Below are 20,964 nucleotides of genomic sequence, written 5' to 3'. Positions count from 1 at the left end.
ATGCGCAAGTTCGCGCACGTGCCGTCCGGCTTGCGGCGATGCCGTTCGTGATCATGCACGCCGTCGCCGAGTGTATGATCACGAACTGTGTTCTCCCAGCTGGGCCGGCGCATCTCCGAACCCGCGCATGATCACGAACTGGATTTCGCCTGGTCAGTGGACCTGCCGCCGAACCTGTGCATGATCACGCCCGGGGTTTGGCCTGGTCAGTCGGCCTGCTTCCGAACCTGTGCATGATCACGGCCAAACAACGGCCAAACAACGGCCTAACAGGGGTCAGCCCTTGATCTCGGTCCAGGCTCGGGTCCACTCCGAGTAGTCGGTGCACTTGACGTCCGTACGGCCGTCGAGGCACTGGGCGATCGGCGTGGTCCAGTAGTGGACCTTGGAGAAGTAGCTCTCGTCGGCTGCGTGGAAGGTGTCGCAGAACGTCTTGTCGGACGTCTCGTCACACGCCTTGGCATTGGACGGGGCCTCGCCGAACCACTCCGCCACCTGGGCGTTGGCCTTGGGGGAGATGATCCAGTCCATCCACTTGTACGCACAGCTGGGGTGCTGGGCCTTGGCCGCGACCATCCAGGTGTCCGACCAGCCGGTCGAGCCCTCCTTGGGCAGCGTCACCTGGACCGGCGCCTTCTCGGCCTCGGTCAGGTTGGCGATGACCTGCCAGGTCGTCCCCACCACGGTGTCGCCGCTCTTGAAGCTCTGGACCGCCTTGGTGTAGTCGGACCAGTACTCGCCGATGTTCGTCTTCTGCTGCTTCAGCAGGTCGACCGCCGCCTGGAGTTGCTTGTCGTCCAGCGCGTACGGGTCCTTGATGCCGAGCTCGGGCTTGGTGGACATCAGGTACAGCGCCGCGTCGGCGATGTAGATCGGCGAGTCGTACGCCGTCACGTGCCCCTTGTACGGCGAGGCCCCGTCGAACACGACGCTCCACGAGTCCGGCGGCGTCGTGACCTTGTCCGTCCGCCACATCAGGAGGTTCGCGCCACGGCCGTGCGGCACGCCGTAGGGGACTCCGTTCACGGAGTTCCACGGCTTGAGCTTGAGGCCCTCGAACACATCCTTGTAGTTGGGGATGAGGTCGGTGTTCACCGGCGCGACCGTGCCCGAGGCGATCAGCCGCAGCGAGGCGTCGCCCGAGGCGGACACGGCGTCGTACTCGCCGGTCTTCATCAGGTTGACCATCTCGTCCGAGGTGCCGGCGGTCTTGGTGTTGACCTTGCAGCCGGTGGCCTGCTCGAAGGGATGCACCCAGTCGACCTTCGGGTCGTTGGAGCCGTCTTCGGCGTACCCCGCCCAGGCCACCAGGTTGACCTGGCCTTCGCCCTGCCCGAGGGACTTCAGCGCCTCGATCTTGGGCGGCGTGAAACCGGTGCTCCCCGGTGCGGGGGCCGAGCCGGTCGTGGACGAACCGCCGCCGCAGCCCGCCACGGCGGCGAGCGCCAGCGCGGCGGTGGCGATGAGACTGTGCCGGCGGATACGCCGGTGGGGGGATCGCATGGGGGTTCTCCTTGTTCGATGACGGTTCATGACTCGCCGCGCGATGTCCGGAACGCGGCCGGCGGGCGTCATGGGTGTGCCGCTTCCCGGGGTACGGCCAGGCTCACGTCCGCGATCGCGAACTCGTGCCGGCGGTGCCACACGAGGCTGACCCTGGTGCCCCGCAGGCCCATGACGTCCATGGACGAGACCTGCAGGTTCTGCTGCAGAGCGATCAGCCGCACGCCGGCGTCGAGGTCGACGACGAAGCGGGTCGCCGGCCCGGCGTAGACCACCTCGGACACCGTCCCCGACGCGCTGTGCTCGTCCGGCCCCGGTGTCTCGCCGTCACCCGCGACCACCCGCAGCTTCTCCGGCCGGACGCTGAAGGTGCCCTCCTTGCCGAGGACGGCCCGCGCCGCCTCGCCGGAGATCAGGTTCGACGTGCCGACGAAGCCGGCCACGAACGCGCTGGCGGGCCGCTCGTAGATCTCGGCCGGAGTGCCGATCTGCTCGATCCTGCCCTGGTTGAACACCGCGACCCGGTCGCTCATCGTGAGCGCCTCCTCCTGGTCGTGGGTGACGAACAGGAAGGTGATGCCGACCTCGCGCTGGATCGCCTTCAGCTCGACCTGCATCTCCTCGCGTAACTTGAGGTCGAGCGCCCCGAGGGGCTCGTCGAGCAGGAGCACGCGCGGACGGTTGACGAGGGCGCGGGCCAGCGCCACACGCTGGCGCTGGCCTCCCGACAGCTGGCCCGGGCGCCGTTTCTCGAAGCCTTCGAGACGCACCGTGCGCAGGGCCTCCAGGGCCCGCTCCCGCCGCGGAGCCCTGGCCACCTTCTTCACCCGCAGGCCGTACTCCACGTTCTCCAGCACGCTCATGTGCGGGAACAGGGCGTAGTCCTGAAAGACGGTGTTCACGTCGCGCTCGAACGGTGCGAGCCGGGTGACGTCACGGCCGGCCAGTTCGACGGTCCCGGCCGTCGGTGACTCGAATCCGGCGATCATCCGCAGCACGGTCGTCTTCCCCGAACCGGACGGCCCGAGCATCGCGAAGAACTCCCCGTCGGCGACATCGAGGTCCACGCCGGCGACCGCCTCGACGCTCCCGAAGCTCTTGCGCAGGCCGCGGAGGCTGACTGCTTGGTCTGGCATGGCCGAAAACATATGGGGTTAAATGTTTCCCGTAAAGTCCCGGACCGGATTCACCGTGTTAACTTCTGGCGCAGCGGAGCGCCGGCCCGGGGGTGGCGCGGCCGGCAGCGGCCGATCGGCTCGCTCTCAGCTGGGACGGCGAAGGCGGTGGGGACGGCATGGTGAACGCCGCCCGGCTCGCCGTCTTCTCGCCTGTGGACAGCACGGCCCGGGTCGACGTCGTCGTCCGCCGCCTCGCCGACGCGATCGCCGTCGGCCTTCTCGCCGACGGGGAGCAGCTTCCCAGTGAGGCCGAGCTGGCCGCGAGCCTCGGCGTCTCCACGGTCACCCTCCGGGAGGCCCTCATGGCCCTCCGCCAGCAGGGGATGGTCGAGACCCGGCGCGGACGCGGCGGCGGCAGCTTCGTCCGCGCTCCCTCCGAGATCGACGTGTCCACCCGCCTGCGCCTGTTCGCCGTCGACGAGTTGCGCGATCTGGGGGACCACTACACGGCCATCGCGGGGGCGGCGGCGCGGCTGGCCGCCCAGCGCTCACTGCCCGCCGACGTCGCGCCGCTCCGGCGTTCCCTCGACGAGATGGCCGCGGTCGCCGCGCGGGTGCCCCCTGGCATGATCGCTCAGCTTCGGAGACTCGACGGCCGGTTCCACATCGAGGTGGCGGCGGCCTCGCAGTCCGCACGACTCACTCAGGAGGAGATCCGGTTACAGGCCGACGTCGGACCTCTGCTCTGGCTGTCTCACGAGGCGCTGGGCGGGCACGATGAGATGGCCGCACAGCACCACGCCATCGCCCACGCCATCGAGATCGGCGACGGCGACCAGGCCAGAGCCCACGCCGAGCGGCACGTGCTCGACGCGATAGAACATCTCATCGAGCTTCGGCTGGGGCTCCAGGAGTAAGAAATGATCACAGATGTGGGCGCCGGCCACCACAGCCCCGCCGTCGCGGGGGTGCTCACCCGCGTCGGGGACGCGATCGAGGGCGTGTTCGGGACTCTGCGCGAGGTGCGCGACGCGTCTGCCCGGTGCGTGCGGCGCCGGGGCCGCCGGCCGGTGGCCGCCGACCTCGCCGGGTTGCGGCCGTCGTTGTGGGCGCACCTGAACGGGAACGGCGTCGCGGCTCTCATCGCGGGCATCGGGTTCATCGCGGCGCCGGGCCTGCTGGCCGACGCTCACTGGTACCTCGAATGGTGGCAGGAGAACCCCTCGGGCGCCCCGGTCCAACTGCTGCGCGACCTCGACCCGTCGAGCAGCGCCTTCTACGACTACACCCACTGGGACTGGTACACCGGCCCGCTCTCCGGCGCCGGGCACACGATCTGCGGGCCGTACGTCGACTATCTGTGCACGGACGAATACAGCCTCACGCTCTCGGTGCCGGTCGTCCTCGACGGCGCGTTCGTCGGCGTCGCGGCGGCCGACGTGTTCGTCCGCCGTTTCGAGGGTGCGGTGCTCCCCGCGCTTCGTGAGCTTTCCGCCCCGGCGTTCCTCGTCAACGCGAGCGGCCGCGTGGTCGCCTCGAACACCGCGCGATGGGTCGCCGGATCCCTCTACCGCGGCGCGGAGGGCTTCGCCGTACGGCCCGTGCGCGACCTGCCGCTCTCCCTGGTCACGGCGAAAGTCTGAGCGTTTCACGAAGGCCTGCTACAAAATAGTCACGATTGCAGCAATAAGAGATCAGAGCCTGATAAATTAGGTTGTTGGTCCTTATAGACGACTTTGACCGTCATGTGGGGGCTGAGACGTCATGAGTCCAGGTGACTGGTTTCAAGCAGTTTCCCTCGTCGCAGTCGTCGTCGCCCTTGTTCTGAATATTCTGCAGGTGCGCGCGCTGAGCCGGCAGAACGCATCTCTCGCTTCCTCGCTCCGTCAAACGGTGTTTCAGGCCCAGGTGCAGGCGACCGCCAGTTCGAGGATTCCCTTCCTCTGGAATGACCCCCGTCTGCTTGCGTGGCATCTCTCACAGCGGGGCTACGGAGCCTCCACGCGCAGCAGGAACAAGAAGAGGCTGTATGTCATCGTGGAGATCGAGCTCCACGAGTTCAACTACCTGAACCATGAGGCGGGCCTCCTGCCCGAACACGTCTGGACGGCGTGGAGCAAGGTTCTCGAGGCCGACTTCGCCCTCGCTGATTTCCGTGAAGTGTGGCCGGCCGCCCGCACGTTCTTCGCCCCGCCGTTCGTCTCCTACGTGGACACGCTCATGGCCGGACAGCCATTCGTACAAAGCGTGACTTCAAACGCGGACTTCATTTCAAAGGTGTTTCGCAGGGCCAAGCGCAACGGATGAGGCGGTCGAAATGACCGAGATCGGACAACCGTATCGCCATCTGACTCTACGGGAGCCCGGGATTCACCACCGAGGAGAAGGTCTTCGACTGCTTCGGGAAAGACTGGCTCCGGCCGGTGATGCGCCGGTCGGCGGACGTGAGCCGACAGTTGCTGGGCTGACGTGCCCCGATGGCCGCATGCGGCAGAATTGGGCACATGGCACTCGACCCGAAGATCGCCGGACGGCTGAAGCGCACCACTGACGGGCTCGTGCCCGCGATCGTGCAGCAGCACGACACCGGCGAGGTGCTGATGCTCGCCTGGATGGACGACGAGGCGCTGCACCGCACGCTCACCACGGGCCGGGCGACCTACTGGTCCCGCAGCCGCGGGGAGTACTGGGTGAAGGGCGACACCTCGGGTCACGTCCAGTGGGTCAGGCACGTCGCGCTCGACTGCGACGGCGACACGATTCTGCTCAAGGTGGACCAAGTGGGGGCCGCCTGCCACACCGGCGACCGCACCTGCTTCGATGCGGACGTGCTCGAGGTAAGCGAGAACGCATGACCGCGCAGGACGGGACGCCCGCGCCCGGCCCGGCTCGTACGGCACGGCGCGCGCTGATGGCCTGGCTGATCACGTGTGCGGTGGGCGCCGGGCTGGTGCTGGTGGCCGCCGGGCGCACGTGGGCGACGGTGACCTTCCAGTCGCAGGCCGGCGCGCTCGGACCGGGCAAGGTGGCCGTCACGGGAACCGAGATCGTCGCCTCCCTCACGCCGGCCACCCTGGCGGCCCTGGCGGCCACGGTCGCCGTGCTCGCCACCCGTGGCCTGGCCAGGCGGGCGATCGCCGTGGTGATCGGCCTGTGCGGCGTCGCGGTCGCGGCGGCGAGCTGGACGGGCACGCGGTCGGAGGCGATCGCGGCCGCGGCGCGCGAGCACGCGACCTCGTCGATGATGTCCAGCGGCAGGCCCGTCTCGGAGTCCCTGGTGTGGGGGTGGCCCCTGCTGTCCATCGCTGGTGGGCTCGTGCTGGTGGCCGCCGGGGTGGTGGCCGTCGTCAGGAGCACGAGATGGCCCGGCATGTCGAGCCGGTACGACCGCGCCGACGGCGGGAGCCGTACCGGATCGTCGGGAGAACGGCGCAGCGCGCGCCCTCGCAAGGCCACGGGAGAACGGGCCTTGTGGGAGGCCCTGGACGAGGGAGCCGACCCGACCCTGGAGCCCCGGCAGTCTCACGATTCCTAGCGCCGTTTTGGCCCCAGATCACAACTTGTCCACAACCTTGAGGTTTCCTCCAGATCGGGCGTCGCCGTCGATAGGCTTCCGGCCGCAACGAATGATCTCAGGGGAGCATCGATGAGCTACGGAAATCAGCCGGGCGACACGGGGGGTCAGGGGACGCCGCCGCCCGGCGGAGGCTACGGCCCTCCCGGGGGTTACCCGCCCCCCGGCGGAAACTATCCCCCCGGTGGTTACCCCCCTCCGGGCGGGTACGGCGCGCCTCCCACGCCGCCGAACAACCACCTGGCCATGGCGATCATCACCACGATCCTCTGCTGCCTTCCGCTGGGCATCGTGTCGATCGTCTACTCCAGCCAGGTCAACTCCAAGTGGGCGGCGGGTGACTACCAGGGCGCCCTCGCCTCCTCGGAGTCGGCCAAGAAGTGGTGGATCGCGGCGGTGATCACCGGCATCGCCTTCTCCGTGCTGTACATCATCGTCTTCGTGGTGATCGGGGTCAGCCTCGGCACGTCCTACCCCACCTCGTCATACTGACGGGCATGACGCAGATCGTCCGCCAGCGGCGGAGGGTGGACCGGCTTCGGTCCATGCTCGCGCCGCTCGGCGTGGCGGCGATCACAGGCGCGGCGTTCGCGTATGTCGGCGCCGTCGACCCGAACCAGTCCGGTCACTATCCGACCTGCCCGTTCCTGTTCCTCACCGGCCTGTACTGTCCCGGGTGCGGCTCGCTGCGGGCGATGCACGCCCTGGGACACGCCGATATCGGGTCTGCTCTCGGGCTCAATCCGCTGGCTGTCGCGACCCTCCCGTTCCTCCTCTTCTGGTGGGGCCGGTGGACGTTACGATCATGGCAGGGACGCCCTGCGCGCACGAGCCTGGCGCATCCCGCGTACATCTGGGGTTTGTTCGTCGTCGTACTTGTGTTCGGGGTCGTACGGAACACACCTTTCGGCCAATTCCTCGCACCCTGACGAGACCCAGTGGCGGAGCGGCGCGAGCCGGGCCGATAGCATCGCAAGGCAAGACAGGGAGCGCAGCCGACCGGAGGGACCCTTACGCGTGAGCGAGCGGACTGGTATTTCGCGCGGGATCCGAGCCGAGGGCGAGGAGGACGCGTGAGTGTTCTCGAGGACATCATCCTGGGCGTGCGAGAAGACCTCGAAGAGCGGCAGCGGACCGTGCCCATCGAGGAGCTCAAGAAGCGAGCGTCGCGCGCGCCGGGGCCCCGGGACGCCTACCCCGCGCTCGGAGGCGACAAGGTCTCGGTGATCGCCGAGGTGAAGCGTTCAAGCCCCTCCAAGGGCGCGCTGGCCGCCATCGCCGACCCCGCCGCCCTCGCCGCCGACTACGAGGCGGGCGGAGCGCACGTCATCAGCGTGCTGACCGAGCGGCGCAGATTCGGCGGCACGCTCGACGACCTCGCCGCCGTCCGTGCGGCGGTGGACATCCCCATCCTGCGCAAGGACTTCATCGTCACCTCCTACCAGTTGTGGGAGGCCCGGGCCTACGGCGCGGACCTCGCCCTGCTGATCGTCGCCGCCCTCGAGCAGAACGCCCTGGTGTCGCTCATCGAGCGGGCGGAGTCGATCGGGCTCGCGCCGCTGGTCGAGGTGCACACCGAGGAAGAGCTCGACCGGGCCGTCGAGGCGGGGGCCAAGATCATCGGGGTGAACGCGCGGGACCTCAAGACCCTCGAGGTCGACCGTGAGGTCTTCGCCCGGCTGGCGCCGAAGGTGCCCGACGGCGTCATCAAGATCGCCGAGTCGGGTGTGCGCGGCCCGCACGACCTGCTCGCCTACGCCCGGGCGGGCGCCGACGCGGTGCTGGTGGGGGAGAGCCTCGTGACGGGGCGTGACCCCCGGGCCGCCGTCAACGATCTGGTGACGGCCGGAGCGCATCCGGCCTCACGCCTGGACACGGGATCCGAGAGGTAGTCGTGACAGACAGCGTTCATCGAGAAGAGCGGACGACGGGGGCGGAGGGGGTCCTGATCACCTCCGCCGACCTGGCCGGTGGCGGCGTCCGGGGTGACGACCCCGACATCCGCGGCAAGTTCGGCGTCTTCGGCGGCCGTTACGTGCCCGAGGCGCTGATCCCCGCGCTCGACGAGGTGGCCGCGGAGTACGAGAAGGCCAAGACGGACCTGGGCTTCATCCGGGAGTTCGACCACCTGCTGCGCACGTATGCGGGCAGGCCGACGACGATCACCGAGGTGCCGCGCTTCGCGGAGCAGGCCGGCGGCGCGCGGCTGCTGCTCAAGCGCGAGGATCTCACGCACACCGGCGCCCACAAGATCAACAATGTGCTGGGCCAGGCGTTGCTCACCAAGCGTCTCGGCAAGACCCGCGTGATCGCGGAGACGGGAGCGGGCCAGCACGGCGTCGCCACCGCCACCGCCGCGGCGCTGATGGGGCTCGAGTGCGTCATCTACATGGGCGCCGTCGACTGCGAGCGTCAGGCGCTCAACGTGGCGCGGATGAAGCTGCTCGGGGCCACCGTCGTCCCGGTCACCAACGGCAGCCAGACCCTCAAGGACGCCATCAACGAGGCCTTCCGCGACTGGGTCACCAACGTCGACCGCACCCACTACCTGTTCGGCACGGTCGCGGGGCCGCACCCGTTCCCCGAGATCGTCCGTGACTTCGCCCGCATCATCGGGGTCGAGGCCCGCCGCCAGGTCCTGGAGCTCACCGGCAGGCTGCCCGACGCGGTAGCGGCGGCCGTGGGCGGCGGGTCGAACGCCATCGGCATCTTCCACGCCTTCCTCGACGACGAGAACGTCCAGCTCCACGGCTACGAGGCCGGCGGGCGGGGCGCCGAAAACGGCGAGCACGCACTGACGCTGACCAAGGGAAGCATCGGCGTGCTGCACGGCTCACGCACCTACGTCCTGCAGGACGAGGAGGGCCAGACGATCGAGTCGCACTCGATCTCGGCCGGCCTCGACTACCCGGGCGTCGGTCCCGAGCACGCCTGGCTCAAGGACTCCGGCCGCGCCGTCTACCACGGCGTCACCGACGCCGAGGCGATGGAGGCCTTCTCCCTCCTGGCCCGAACCGAGGGCATCATCCCGGCCATCGAGTCCTCGCACGCCCTCGCGGGAGCGCTCAAGCTCGGCCGTGAGCTCGGCCCCGAGGCCACCATCCTGGTGAACCTCTCCGGCCGTGGCGACAAGGACATGGGCACCGCGATGAAGTACTTCAACCTCTGACATCCGTTGAGGCAACCGATGACGACACTCCAGACGGTCTTCGAGAAGGCGCGCGCCGAGAACAGGTCCGCTCTGGTCGGATACCTGCCCGCGGGCTTCCCCAGCAAGGACGGGGCCGTGGCCGCCGCGACCGCCATGGTCGAGGCCGGCTGCGACGTGATCGAGATCGGCCTGCCGTACTCCGATCCGCTCATGGACGGGCCCACCATCCAGGACGCGGTGCACCGGTCTCTCCTGAACGGCACTCGCATCAGTGACGTGATGCGCACCGTCGAAGGGGTGGCCGCGTCGGGTGCCGCCACGCTCGTGATGACGTACTGGAACCCCGTCGACCGCTACGGGGCCGAGCGCTTCGCGCGCGACCTGGCCTCGGCGGGCGGGGCGGGGACGATCACGCCCGACCTCACGCCGGAGGAGTCCGGGCCGTGGCTCGCGGCGAGCAAGGAGGCGGGGATCGACACCGTCTTCCTGGTCGCGCCCAGCTCGCCGGACGAGCGGATCAGCCGGGTCGCGTCCTGCTGCACCGGATTCGTCTACGCGGCCTCCCTGATGGGCGTGACCGGCGCGAGGGAATCCGTGGGCTCCGCCGCCGAAGGGCTGGTGAAGCGGACCAGGTCCCACACCTCCCTGCCGGTCTGCGTCGGGCTCGGTGTCGGCAACGGCCGGCAGGCGGCGGAGGTCGCCGCCTACGCGGACGGGGTCATCGTCGGCTCGGCCTTCATCAGGCGCCTCCTCGACGCGCCGGACGAGAAGACGGGACTCGCCGAGGTTCGCGAGCTCGCGTACGAGCTGGCGCGAGGCGTCCGGCGCTGAGGCGCAATGGCGGGCATTTCCGGCCCGCCTCTCGGTAGGGCCGGTAAAACCCCTGCTTACCGTGCTCTTATCCGTCACATGTTGTGCTGGTCCCGATATTGTTCACCCGGGGTTGCCGAGCGGGACGAGGGAGACGATGGTTCAGTTGGCATCGGGCAGGCCGGTGTTGAGTCCATTACGGTCCGTGGTCACGGCGCTCTCCTGGGTGACCACCGTCGCGAGACTCGTGCTCGGCGTCTCTCTTTTCGTCGCGGGCGCGATCAAGATCGGCGCGCCCGCGGTCTCGGTGCAGGCGGTCAAGGCCTATGAGCTGTTGCCGGACACCCTGGCCACAGTGGTGGGGCACGGCCTGCCGATCGTGGAGATCATCGTCGGAATCCTGCTCGTCCTCGGCCTGCTCACCCGGCCCTCGGCCGTCGTGGGCGGAGTGCTGATGGTGGCCTTCATCGTCGGCATTTCTTCGGCGTGGGCGCGTGGCCTGCGGATAGACTGCGGCTGCTTCGGCGGCGGCGGCACGGTGGGCGCGGATCAGGACCCCGGATACATCTGGGAGCTTCTGCGCGACGCCGGCTTCCTGCTCTGCGCCGCCTGGATCGTCTACAAGCCCCCCGGCCGGTTCGCGATGGACTCGGCGCTCGGTCTGGCCGGTTCGCGCGAACCCGGCCCAGCAGACGGCGACGAGGACGACGAGGACGGCAGCGATACGGATTGACGAGGTCGCGGGCTCACCGCGACCTCTCTGAGGCCGGCGCTGGATGGCCGGCGGAGCAGCCACGGGGGGCTTGCTTGAGTAAGAGGGCACGGGAGGCATCGGCCAAGGCGCGGGCCGCGGCGCAGCGCGAGGCGGTCCGCAAACAGGAGCAGCGCAAGCGCACGACCATGCTGACCACGATCGGCGTGATCGTCGTGGTCGCCGGCGCGGTCACCTGGTGGTCGGTACGGCAGAGCGCGTCGGAGGAGGTCACGGGCGCTCTCGCGCCGGTCGAGATCCAGCCGGACGGCCCGGTCGTCATGGCGAGGCCAGGAGTCACCGCGCCCGTGGTCGACGTCTACGAGGACTACCAGTGCCCCGCCTGTAAGCAATTGGAGCTGACCAGTGGGTCGACGCTGAAGAACCTGGCCGCCGAGGGCAAGGCCAAGGTCGTCTACCACCTGCTCACGATCTTCAAACAGGAGCCGACGATGTCGAACTCGCTACGGGCGGCCTCGGCGGCCCGGTGCGTGACGGACGGCGCCCAGTGGCTCAAGTACCACGACAGGCTGTACCAGGAACAGCCGAGCGAGACGTCGGTCGGGTTCGGCGTCGACGACCTGGTCCGCTGGGGCCGTGACGTCGGCGTCACGGGCGCGGACTTCGAGAGCTGCGTGCGCGACCAGAAGAACGTCGCCGCCCACCAGCAGTACTCCGCCCAGGTCATCGCCACTCAGAAGCTGCCCGGGACGCCTACCGTCATGCTGGACGGGCAGAGTCTGGGCACCACCGCGTTCGTGCCGAGCGCTCTGCGGGAGGCCGTTCTCGATGCGGCCAAGTGAGCTTCGGTACCTGTACTCCGCGGTGTGCACCGAGGGCGGGCGGACTTACGGTAACGTCACCTGACATGCCACCCCTCGCCTCGATTCCCAGTCCGTCACAGGGCGTCTGGGATCTCGGCCCGATCCCGATCCGGGCCTACGCGCTGTGCATCGTGCTCGGCGTCATCGTCGCCGTCTGGATCGGCGAGCGCCGTTGGCGCGCCCGCGGCGGCGCAGCTGGAACGATCACCGATCTCGCCGTCTGGGCCGTGCCGTTCGGCCTGGTCGGCGGGCGTCTCTATCACGTCATCACCGACTGGCAGCTGTACTTCGGATCCGAAGCGCCCAATCGGCCGATCGACACGCTCTTCATCTGGAAGGGCGGCCTCGGCATCTGGGGCGCGATCGCGCTCGGTGCGCTCGGTGTCTACATCGGCTGCCGGCGGCGCGGGATCTCCTTCACCGCGGTGGCCGACACCCTCGCCCCCGCGGTCGCGGTGGCCCAGGCCATCGGCCGGTGGGGCAACTACTTCAACCAGGAACTGTTCGGCAGCCCGACCACGTTGCCGTGGGGCCTCGAGATCGATCCTGGCCGTCCGGGCGCGATCGCCGGCGTGGAGACCTACCACCCGACGTTCCTCTACGAGTCCTTGTGGGACCTCGCCCTCGCGGGCGTCCTCGTGCTGCTGGCCAGGCGGTTCACCCTGCGCCACGGCCGCCTGCTGGCGCTGTACGTCGCGGGATACACCCTGGGCAGGTTCTGGATCGAGGGGCTGCGGGTCGATCCCGCGCACCACATCCTCGGGCTCCGGCTCAACCAGTGGACCTCGGTGGTCATCTTCATCCTGGCCGTGGCGTACTTCTGGTTCGCCAGGAACAAGAAGGGCGAGGAGATCCTCGACGCCCCCGTGGCTCCGGCCGACGGTGACGAGCCCGCAGCGGACGCCGCGGGAGACGCGAGCGAGGACGGATCCGCGGGGGAGCGGGCGGACGGTTCCGAATTAGCGGCCGGTCAGACCAAGGTCGCCGCCTTCACGAGCGAACCGGCCGGGGAGACGGCGGGCGACACGGCGGCGGACCTGGCTGAAGGCGCAGGGGCCGAACCGGCGTCCGCCACAGCGGCCGAACCAGCTGCGGAACCAGCATCCGACGCGGCGGCGGGCACGGCGGCCGACACAGCGTCCGACGCAGCGGAGGCCGCTGACGAGGCGGACGGCGTCGACCCGGCGCACCAGCGGGACCAGGCGGACGAGTCCGACATCGCCCCGCCCGTGACGGCTCCCGTCCCCGCTTCGGCGGCCGGTCAGGACGGGCAGGACGGTCAGGACGGTCAGGACGGCGAACGGGCGGCAGGCGAGGCTCAGGCCGTACCTGACCGGGAGGCCGGCCAGAGATGACCGAAGGCGGCTCGGGGGCGCGGGCCGAGATCCATCACCAGCACCGGGACGTCACCGGTGGGTGGCTCAGGCCTGCGGTGTTCGGCGCGATGGACGGCTTGGTCTCCAATTTCGCCCTGATCGCGGGTGTCGCGGGAGGAACCGCCGACACGAAGATCATCTCCCTGGCGGGCGTCGCCGGCCTCGCGGCCGGCGCGTTCTCCATGGCGGGCGGCGAGTACGTGTCGGTCGCCAGCCAGCGGGAGCTGGCCGAGGCCGAGATCGACATCGAGCGGCGAGAGCTGGAGCGCAATCCTCAGTCGGAGGAGGACGAGCTGGCGCAGCTTTACATCCAGCGCGGCGTGGAGCCGGACACCGCGAGGGAGGTCGCCAGGCAGATCTCCCGTAATCCGGAGCAGGCGCTCGTGGTCCACACGCGGGCGGAGATCGGCGTCGACCCGCAGGACCTGCCCTCGCCGGTCCTCGCGGCGGCCTCGTCCTTCGTCTCGTTCGGCGTGGGGGCGCTCATCCCGCTCGTGCCGTACCTCCTTGGGTTGACGGTCCTGTGGATCCCGGCAGTGGCGTCGATGCTGGCTCTGTTCGCCGCCGGCGCGCTGGTCTCCAGGGTGACCGCGCGAAGCTGGTGGTTCAGCGGCCTGCGCCAGCTCCTCGTCGGCGGCCTGGCTGCGAGTCTGACTTGGGGGCTTGGCACGCTCATCGGAGCCGGCGGTTCATGACCAGGCGAAAGCGCCGGACGTCCGGTTCCCGGGACAGATGGGCCGACTCGGCACCACCCGCCGAGTCGGGGATGACCGACAGTCAGCGGCGCGTCCTGGTGTGGACCGGGTCGATCACCGCCACCCTCGCGACCGCGCTGGGCCTGGTCCTGCTGGCCACCTCGATAACCGGGAGCGCCGCGGCGCCGGACGAGCAGGGGTCGGACCCCTTCGGGAAGGCCCGGCCGGACCTCTACCAGGCATGGCCGTCCCCCAAGCAGTTCGGGCCGATCGCCGACAGGAAGGCCGACGCGGCGCCGCTCACGGCCAAGGAGGTCTTCGGCGCCAAGACGCTCACGTCGGGCAGGATCGTCCTCAAGCGGATCGCCAGCAGCCTGGACGACAACTGCGGCGGCACCGTGTGGGGCGGCCTGGCGGGAGCGCTGGCCGACGCGGGCTGTGAGCAGGCCGTCCGCGGGCTGTACGCGACCGCCGACGGCGACTACGTCGCCCAGTACGCGATGTTCAACCTGGCCGACGTGGACGCCGCGAACGAACTCGTCGACAACCTCAAGGCCCTGCACCACGACGGCTGGGTCCTGCCGCTGGAGTCGGAGAAGGCGAAGTTCCAGGGGTACACGGAGGCCAGCGGTCAGGCGATGGGGCACTTCGTCGGCCTCGCCTGGATCGGCCGCGCGGACGGCGCGGAGCCGGGGCGCAAAGACGACTTCGTCACGCTCGGGCTGGCGGTCCGGGAGTCGGAGAAGGCGCTCTACCGCCGCGTGGTCGCGGTCGCCGGGCTGCCCGCGGCCCCCGCCGGAGGGGACGAGGGAGACGACACGGCGCAGCCGTCGGAACCGCCGCCCAGCGAGCCCGCTCCGGGGTCCGGAGGATACGAGGAGTCCCAGCCTCCCCCGCCGGCCACCTGACAGGTCAACGGGCCCCGGCCAGTGTCGCCGACACGTCGGCGGGGAGCCCGGCGAGGCGGTGAAGAGGCAGTTCCAGCGCGGTGAGATCCCCAGCCCACGGCGCGGCCTCCTCGACCACGGCCCTGGCCTCCTTCCTGGTCAGCCCGGCCGTCTCGGCCAGCGCCTCGCGCCAGGTGTTGGCCACCTTGCCGTGCGCGCTGTCGAGGATCCGCCGGACGATCCGCGCGGCATCGGCGTCCGGGAGCGGCAGCCGTACGGCGTCGAGGACGGCCCCCGCGCCGGCGGACCGGCAGGTGACGTCGTACACGGGGCGAACCCCCTCTGTCAGCGCGGGCAGGTCGTCCGGCCGGCCGGCGAGCAGGACGCGCACGTGCCTGGCCCGGGTCGCGAGCAGCAACCGGGGGAGGGCCGCCTCAAGCCCGGCGGGCACGGCCACGGCCACCCGTTCCGGCGCGGCGGCGTACGGCTTGGCGAGCAGGGTGGACAGCCTCGTCCTGGGCACCTTCGGCAGCAGTTCGCGGGGCCATTCCCCGGCGAGCAGGGCGGGGGCGAACTCCGCCGGATCCTCTCCGGCCGGCGCACCCGCCGGAGAGGCGGCCTCGACGGACTGGGGGCCCTGGGTGTAGATCGCGGTGGCGAGCCTGTCGACCCGGGCGGAGACGGCCGGCCACGTCTTGGTCGTCGGCCGGAGAATGTACAGGTCGGCGGCGCTGCCGATGGCCTCGGCACCGTCATACCTATTGAAGTCCGGAAATATCGCTTCATTAAGAAGATTTAGGTCAGACAAGGTGTTCTGTACCTTGAGGGCCAGCATGGGGGTGCGTTCGGAAGCCCCGTAGGCCAGGAGGATCCGGCCGTGGTCGCGGTCCCGCAGCCCCTCGGCCGCGCGTGCCACGAACAGGCCGATCCCGTCGGGTGTGTAGGGCGGATCGGTGATCGCCAGGTCGGCCTGCCCGCGCGCGGACGGGGCGAGGCCCAGGCGCAGGTCCGCCCAGCGGGTCCTGACGCCGAGGCCCTGGGCGTCGATGTAGCCGAGGATCCGCTCGTCGATGTCGACGACCGTGACGTCCACATCCGGATGGATCATCCGTACGGCGAGGGAGGTCAGGTCGTGGTCGCCCACGCAGAGCAGCCTGGCGCCCGGAAGCCAGAAGCGGGCCCCGAGAAGCAGGGCCCGGCGCAGGACCGTGTCGGCGGTCGCGGCGACGTGGTCGAGTGTGTGGCGGCCCCGCGGGGCACCGGCGATCAGGTCCCTCAGCCGCTCGAGGGTGTCGGCGTGCTCTCCGGCCAGGCCGGCGACCGGATCCGTCAGGCCCGAAATATCGCGACCGAGGGCTTCGTTATAACGTCTGGCGCGATCGGCCGGCAGTCGGAGGCGGTCGCCTGTGCGCTCAAGGGGGAGCTCACGCAGCAGCGACTCGATGGAACGCCGTGACGTCGCGGTCTCCCGGACGAGATCGGCCAGAGTCCACCAGTCGCCGCCGCCCAGAAGGCCGAGGGCCCTGCGGAGACGGCGGCTGTCCACGCCCGCCGAGGTCAAGAGCTGATCGATCGCCTCATGAGCCGCCATGCGGCAACTGTATCCATCGTGTTAACCAATGAAGATTCGCGAAGCGGACCCACGGGGACTATTCCGGCAGGGTGCGGTAATCTCTACGTACCATAATTGCAGCAGGGCCAACGTCGTCCCTCTGTTTCGAACAGACGATGACGACGGGAGTGACTAGATGCCTGCTGCCCGCCTTGGCTCACCCAGAGGCTTTCCGGAGCCCCAGGGCCTGTACGACCCCTCGAACGAGCATGACGCCTGCGGCGTGGCCATGGTGGCCGACGTCGCCGGCAGGCGCAGCTATGACATCGTCTCCAAGGCGCTGACGGCGCTCCGCAACCTCGATCATCGGGGGGCCAGCGGCAGCGAGCCCGACACCGGTGACGGTGCCGGCATCCTCACGCAGATCCCCGACGCGTTCTTCCGGGCGGTCGCGGGCTTCCCGCTACCGCAGGAAGGCGCGTACGCCGTGGGCACCGCCTTCCTGCCGCTCGACGAGGAGGCCAGGAACATCTCCGTCGGCCTCATCGAGGAGATCGCCGCCGAAGAGGGCATGACCGTCCTCGGCTGGCGCGACCTGCCGGTCGACCGCACCCTCCCCGGGGCCAGCGCCCGCGCGGTCATGCCGTATTTCCGGCAGCTGTTCGTCAGCTCGCCCGGCGGCGAGAGCGGCCTCGAGCTCGACCGGCTCGTCTTCGCCTTCCGCAAGCGCGCCGAGCACGAGGCGGACGTCTACTTCGCGTCGCTGTCCAGCCGGACGATCGTCTACAAGGGGATGCTGACCTCGCTGCAGGTCGAGCCGTTCTTCCCCGACCTCGCCGACGAGCGTTACGTCTCGGCCATCGCGCTGGTCCACTCGCGTTTCTCCACCAACACCTTCCCCTCGTGGCCGCTGGCCCACCCGTACCGGTTCATCGCGCACAACGGTGAGATCAACACCGTCAAGGGCAACCGGAACTGGATGCGCGCCCGCGAGGCCATGCTGACCACCGGCCTCATCCCCGGTGACCTGGAGCGTCTGTTCCCGATCTGCGACCCGGACGGCTCGGACACCGCGTCCTTCGACGAGACGCTGGAACTGCTCCACCTGGGCGGGCGGTCGCTGCCCCACGCCGTGCTGATGATGATCCCCGAGGCGTGGGAGAACCACGCCGAGATGGACCCGGCGCGACGGGCGTTCTACGAGTTCCACTCGACGCTGATGGAGGCCTGGGACGGCCCCGCGTCGATCACCTTCTCCGACGGCACGCTCGTCGGGGCGGTGCTCGACCGCAACGGCCTTCGCCCCGGCCGGTTCTGGGTCACCGACGACGGCCTGGTCGTGCTCGCCTCCGAGGCGGGCGTGCTCGCGGACATCGCCCCGGAGAGGGTCGTCCGCAAGGGCCGCCTCCAGCCGGGCCGCATGTTCCTGATCGACACCGCTCGCGGCAAGATCATCGAGGACGACGAGATCAAGGCCGAACTCGCGGCGGCCGAGCCGTACGAGGAGTGGCTGCACGCGGGCCTGGTGCGGTTCGAGGAACTGCCCGAGCGCGAGCACGAGCACCCCACGCACGAGGCGCTGGTGCGGCGGCAGCAGACCTTCGGGTACACCGAGGAGGAGCTGCGGATCATCCTGGCGCCGATGGCCAGGACGGCGGCGGAGCCGATCGGCTCCATGGGGACCGACACGCCCGTGGCCGTGCTGAGCGACCGGCCGCGGCTGCTGTTCGACTACTTCAGCCAGCTGTTCGCCCAGGTGACCAACCCGCCTCTGGACGCCATCCGCGAGGAGCTCGTCACCTCGCTGCAGTCGACGATCGGCCCCGAGGGCAACCTGCTCGACCCTGCCGCTCCCTCGTGCCGGCGTCTCGTGCTGCCCTACCCGGTGATCGACAACGACGAGCTCGCCAAGATCGTCCACATCAACGACGAGGGCGGGCTGCCGGGCTTCCAGCCGCACGTCGTCTCGGGCCTGTTCGACGTGGCCGGCGGGGGCGAGGCGCTCACCCGTCGGCTGGAGGAGATCCGCCAGGAGGTCTCCGCGGCGATCCGGGACGGCGCGCGGATCATCGTGCTGTCCGACCGCGGATCCTCCCGCGACAAGGCGCCCATCCCGTCGCTGCTACTCACCGGCGCGGTGCACCACCACCTCATCCGGGAGAAGTCGCGCACCCGGGTCGGCCTCGTCCTCGAGACCGGCGAGGCCAGAGAGTGCCACCACATGGCCCTCCTCGTCGGGTACGGCGCCAGCGCGATCAACCCCTACCTCGCCCTGGAGACGGCCGAGGACCTGATCGCCACCGGCGTCATCGACCTCGAGCCGCACAAGGCCGTCCGCAACCTGATCAAGGCGTACGGCAAGGGCGTGCTGAAGGTCATGTCCAAGATGGGCGTGTCCACGGTCGCCTCCTACACCGGCGCCCAGATCTTCGAGGCACTCGGCCTGGGGTCCGAGGTCGTCGACCAGTGCTTCACCGGCACGACCTCCCGGCTCGGCGGCGTCGGCTTCGACGTCCTGGCCCGCGAGGCGCTGGAGAGGCACGCCCGGGCCTACCCGCGCGCCGAGAACGCGCACCGGCGCCTGGAGGTCGGCGGCGAGTACCAGTGGCGGCGCGAGGGCGAGCCGCACCTGTTCAACCCGACCACGGTCTTCAAGCTCCAGCACTCCACCCGGACCCGGCGCTACGAGATCTTCAAGGAGTACACCTCGCTCGTCGACGGGCAGTCCGAGCAGCTCATGACCCTGCGGGGCCTGTTCAAGCTGCGTCCGGGCACGCCCATCCCGATCGAGGAGGTCGAGTCGGTCGAGTCGATCGTCAAGCGGTTCTCGACCGGCGCCATGTCGTACGGCTCGATCTCGATGGAGGCCCACGAGACGCTCGCCATCGCCATGAACCGGCTCGGCGCCAAGTCGAACACCGGTGAGGGCGGCGAGGACCCCGAGCGGCTGCACGACCCCGCCCGCCGGTCGGCGATCAAGCAGGTGGCCTCCGGGCGCTTCGGCGTGACCAGCGAGTACCTGGTCAACGCCGACGACCTGCAGATCAAGATGGCCCAGGGCGCCAAGCCCGGCGAGGGCGGCCAGCTGCCCGGCCACAAGGTGTACCCGTGGATCGCCAGGACCCGGCACTCCACGCCCGGCGTCGGCCTCATCTCGCCTCCGCCGCACCACGACATCTACTCGATCGAGGACCTGGCCCAGCTCATCCACGACCTCAAGAACTCCAACCCGCGCGCCCGCGTCCACGTGAAGCTGGTCGCCGAGGTCGGGGTCGGGACCGTGGCCGCCGGTGTCAGCAAGGCCCACGCCGACGTCGTGCTGATCTCCGGCCACGACGGCGGCACCGGCGCCTCGCCGCTGACGTCGCTCAAGCACGCCGGCGCGCCCTGGGAGCTCGGCCTGGCCGAGACCCAGCAGACGCTGCTGCTCAACGGCCTGCGCGACCGCATCGTCGTCCAGGCCGACGGCCAGCTCAAGACCGGCAGGGACGTCGTCGTGGCCGCCCTGCTCGGCGCGGAGGAGTTCGGCTTCGCCACGGCGCCGCTGGTCGTCTCCGGCTGCGTCATGATGCGCGTCTGCCACCTGGACACCTGCCCGGTGGGCGTCGCCACGCAGAACCCCGAGCTGCGCAAGCGGTTCACCGGCAAGCCCGAGTTCGTGGTGAACTTCTTCGAGTTCATCGCGCAAGAGGTCCGCGAGTACCTCGCGGAGCTCGGCTTCCGCTCGATCGCCGAGGCCGTCGGCCACGCCGAGATGCTCGACACCGCCCAGGCGGTCGAGCACTGGAAGGCCGCGGGCCTGGATCTGTCGCCGATCCTCTACCAGCCGGAACTGCCCGAGGGCACCCCGCTGCACAAGGTCGTCGCGCAGGACCACGGCCTGGACAAGGCCCTGGACAACACCCTCATCCAGCTCGCCGAGGGCGCGCTCGAACTCGGTGACCGGGTGACGCTGGACCTGCCCATCCGCAACGTCAACCGTACGGTCGGGACCATGCTCGGCCACGAGGTGACCAGGCGGTACGGCGGGGCGGGCCTGCCGGACGACACGATCGACGTGTCGTTCACCGGATCGGCCGGCAACTCGTTCGGCGCCTTCGTCCCGCGCGGCGTCACGCTGCGGCTGATCGGCGACGCCAACGACTACCTCGGCAAGGGCCTGTCGGGCGGGCGGCTCGTCGTCCGGCCGCACCCGGACGCGCCGTTCGCGGCCGAGACGCAGGTCATCTCCGGCAACGTCGGCCTGTACGGCGCGACGTCCGGCGAGGTGTTCGTCAGGGGCGTCGTCGGCGAGCGGTTCTGCGTGCGCAACTCCGGCGCCACCGCGGTCGTCGAGGGTGTGGGCGACCACGGCTGCGAGTACATGACCGGGGGCAGGGCGGTCGTCCTCGGCGCCACCGGGCGCAACTTCGCGGCCGGCATGTCGGGCGGCGTCGCCTACGTGCTCGACATCAGGCCGGAACGCGTCAACCGGGAGATGGTCGAGGTCGAGCCGCTGGAGGACGCGGACGCCGAGTTCCTGAGAGAGATCGTCGAAAGGCATTTCACGGAGACCGGATCCACGGTCGCCAAGGACCTGCTGGCCGACTGGGATTCCGCTCTGGCCAGGTTCGGGAAGGTCATGCCGACGGACTACAAGCGGGTCCTGCGGGCACGGGCCGCAGCCGAGGCCGAGGGCCGGGACATCGACGAGGCCGTCATGGCCGCCGCGCACGGATAAGGG

The 20,964-nt window shown here is 69.9% G+C and carries 19 protein-coding genes; 16 read left to right on the top strand and 3 right to left on the bottom strand.

What is annotated here, in order from left to right:
- Positions 1 to 276: 276 nt before the first annotated feature.
- Positions 277 to 1,503 carry an ABC transporter substrate-binding protein gene (locus tag Psi02_RS00730; RefSeq protein ID WP_203970675.1) on the bottom strand — a complete coding sequence of 409 codons (1,227 nt, stop codon included), beginning with the start codon at positions 1,501 to 1,503 and terminating at the stop codon, positions 277 to 279.
- A 68-nt stretch (positions 1,504 to 1,571) separates the two neighbouring features.
- On the bottom strand, positions 1,572 to 2,639 hold the full coding sequence (locus Psi02_RS00725; protein ID WP_239094490.1) for an ABC transporter ATP-binding protein: 1,068 nt from the start codon (positions 2,637 to 2,639) through the stop codon (positions 1,572 to 1,574).
- Positions 2,640 to 2,731: 92 nt separating this feature from the next.
- Here Psi02_RS00725 and Psi02_RS00720 point away from each other — a divergent pair, with 92 nt between their 5' ends.
- The 15 genes from Psi02_RS00720 to Psi02_RS00650 all read left to right on the top strand — a co-directional run bounded on the left by Psi02_RS00720 (position 2,732) and on the right by Psi02_RS00650 (position 14,710).
- Positions 2,732 to 3,538 carry a FadR/GntR family transcriptional regulator gene (locus tag Psi02_RS00720; RefSeq protein WP_239094489.1) on the top strand — a complete coding sequence of 269 codons (807 nt, stop codon included), beginning with the start codon at positions 2,732 to 2,734 and terminating at the stop codon, positions 3,536 to 3,538.
- Positions 3,539 to 3,541: 3 nt separating this feature from the next.
- A complete protein-coding gene (locus tag Psi02_RS00715) occupies positions 3,542 to 4,264 on the top strand; it encodes a cache domain-containing protein (protein ID WP_203970673.1) in 723 nt (240 codons plus the stop codon).
- Between the two features lie 121 nt (positions 4,265 to 4,385).
- Complete coding sequence (locus Psi02_RS00710; RefSeq protein ID WP_203970672.1) at positions 4,386 to 4,928, top strand: hypothetical protein; 543 nt, start codon at positions 4,386 to 4,388, stop codon at positions 4,926 to 4,928.
- 197 nt (positions 4,929 to 5,125) lie between these two features.
- Positions 5,126 to 5,476, top strand: a complete 351-nt coding sequence (gene hisI, locus Psi02_RS00705; RefSeq protein ID WP_203970671.1) for a phosphoribosyl-AMP cyclohydrolase — start codon at positions 5,126 to 5,128, stop codon at positions 5,474 to 5,476.
- On the top strand, positions 5,473 to 6,156 hold the full coding sequence (locus Psi02_RS00700) for a TIGR02234 family membrane protein (RefSeq protein ID WP_203970670.1): 684 nt from the start codon (positions 5,473 to 5,475) through the stop codon (positions 6,154 to 6,156). The genes hisI and Psi02_RS00700 overlap by 4 nt, the downstream gene beginning before the upstream one ends.
- A gap of 111 nt (positions 6,157 to 6,267) precedes the next feature.
- Positions 6,268 to 6,687, top strand: a complete 420-nt coding sequence (locus tag Psi02_RS00695) for a CD225/dispanin family protein (protein ID WP_203970669.1) — start codon at positions 6,268 to 6,270, stop codon at positions 6,685 to 6,687.
- A 5-nt stretch (positions 6,688 to 6,692) separates the two neighbouring features.
- Entirely contained in the window at positions 6,693 to 7,124 is a 432-nt protein-coding gene (locus Psi02_RS00690) for a DUF2752 domain-containing protein (protein WP_239094488.1), read from the top strand.
- Between the two features lie 144 nt (positions 7,125 to 7,268).
- Positions 7,269 to 8,087 (top strand): indole-3-glycerol phosphate synthase TrpC, encoded by an 819-nt coding sequence (gene trpC / locus Psi02_RS00685; RefSeq protein ID WP_203970668.1) that lies wholly within the window; start codon positions 7,269 to 7,271, stop codon positions 8,085 to 8,087.
- 56 nt (positions 8,088 to 8,143) lie between these two features.
- The gene (gene trpB / locus Psi02_RS00680) at positions 8,144 to 9,364 is read left to right on the top strand and encodes a tryptophan synthase subunit beta (RefSeq protein ID WP_373317589.1); all 1,221 of its coding nucleotides are present in this window, start codon (positions 8,144 to 8,146) and stop codon (positions 9,362 to 9,364) included.
- An 18-nt stretch (positions 9,365 to 9,382) separates the two neighbouring features.
- On the top strand, positions 9,383 to 10,177 hold the full coding sequence (trpA, locus tag Psi02_RS00675) for a tryptophan synthase subunit alpha (RefSeq protein ID WP_203970667.1): 795 nt from the start codon (positions 9,383 to 9,385) through the stop codon (positions 10,175 to 10,177).
- A 184-nt stretch (positions 10,178 to 10,361) separates the two neighbouring features.
- Positions 10,362 to 10,889: a MauE/DoxX family redox-associated membrane protein gene (locus Psi02_RS00670; protein WP_239094487.1), complete on the top strand. Its 528-nt coding sequence runs from the start codon at positions 10,362 to 10,364 to the stop codon at positions 10,887 to 10,889.
- A 74-nt stretch (positions 10,890 to 10,963) separates the two neighbouring features.
- Positions 10,964 to 11,710, top strand: coding sequence for a DsbA family protein (locus Psi02_RS00665; protein WP_203970666.1), 747 nt, complete (start codon positions 10,964 to 10,966; stop codon positions 11,708 to 11,710).
- Between the two features lie 65 nt (positions 11,711 to 11,775).
- Positions 11,776 to 13,086, top strand: a complete 1,311-nt coding sequence (gene lgt / locus Psi02_RS00660; RefSeq protein ID WP_203970665.1) for a prolipoprotein diacylglyceryl transferase — start codon at positions 11,776 to 11,778, stop codon at positions 13,084 to 13,086.
- Positions 13,083 to 13,802 (top strand): VIT1/CCC1 transporter family protein, encoded by a 720-nt coding sequence (locus Psi02_RS00655; RefSeq protein WP_203970664.1) that lies wholly within the window; start codon positions 13,083 to 13,085, stop codon positions 13,800 to 13,802. Before lgt ends, Psi02_RS00655 begins: the two co-directional genes overlap by 4 nt.
- Complete coding sequence (locus Psi02_RS00650; RefSeq protein WP_203970663.1) at positions 13,799 to 14,710, top strand: hypothetical protein; 912 nt, start codon at positions 13,799 to 13,801, stop codon at positions 14,708 to 14,710. The genes Psi02_RS00655 and Psi02_RS00650 overlap by 4 nt, the downstream gene beginning before the upstream one ends.
- Positions 14,711 to 14,714: 4 nt before the next feature.
- Here Psi02_RS00650 and Psi02_RS00645 read toward each other — a convergent pair whose 3' ends face one another.
- A complete protein-coding gene (locus Psi02_RS00645) occupies positions 14,715 to 16,280 on the bottom strand; it encodes a bis-aminopropyl spermidine synthase family protein (protein WP_203970662.1) in 1,566 nt (521 codons plus the stop codon).
- A gap of 157 nt (positions 16,281 to 16,437) precedes the next feature.
- Between Psi02_RS00645 and gltB the strand changes: the two genes are divergently transcribed.
- Positions 16,438 to 20,961 carry a glutamate synthase large subunit gene (gene gltB, locus Psi02_RS00640; protein WP_203970661.1) on the top strand — a complete coding sequence of 1,508 codons (4,524 nt, stop codon included), beginning with the start codon at positions 16,438 to 16,440 and terminating at the stop codon, positions 20,959 to 20,961.
- The last annotated feature ends 3 nt before the right edge of the window (positions 20,962 to 20,964 follow it).

This window comes from Planotetraspora silvatica (assembly GCF_016863315.1).
In the GTDB taxonomy this organism is placed as follows: domain Bacteria; phylum Actinomycetota; class Actinomycetes; order Streptosporangiales; family Streptosporangiaceae; genus Planotetraspora; species Planotetraspora silvatica.
Note: the sequence above shows the minus strand (reverse complement) of the source record. Positions and strands in the feature narration are given on the sequence as shown.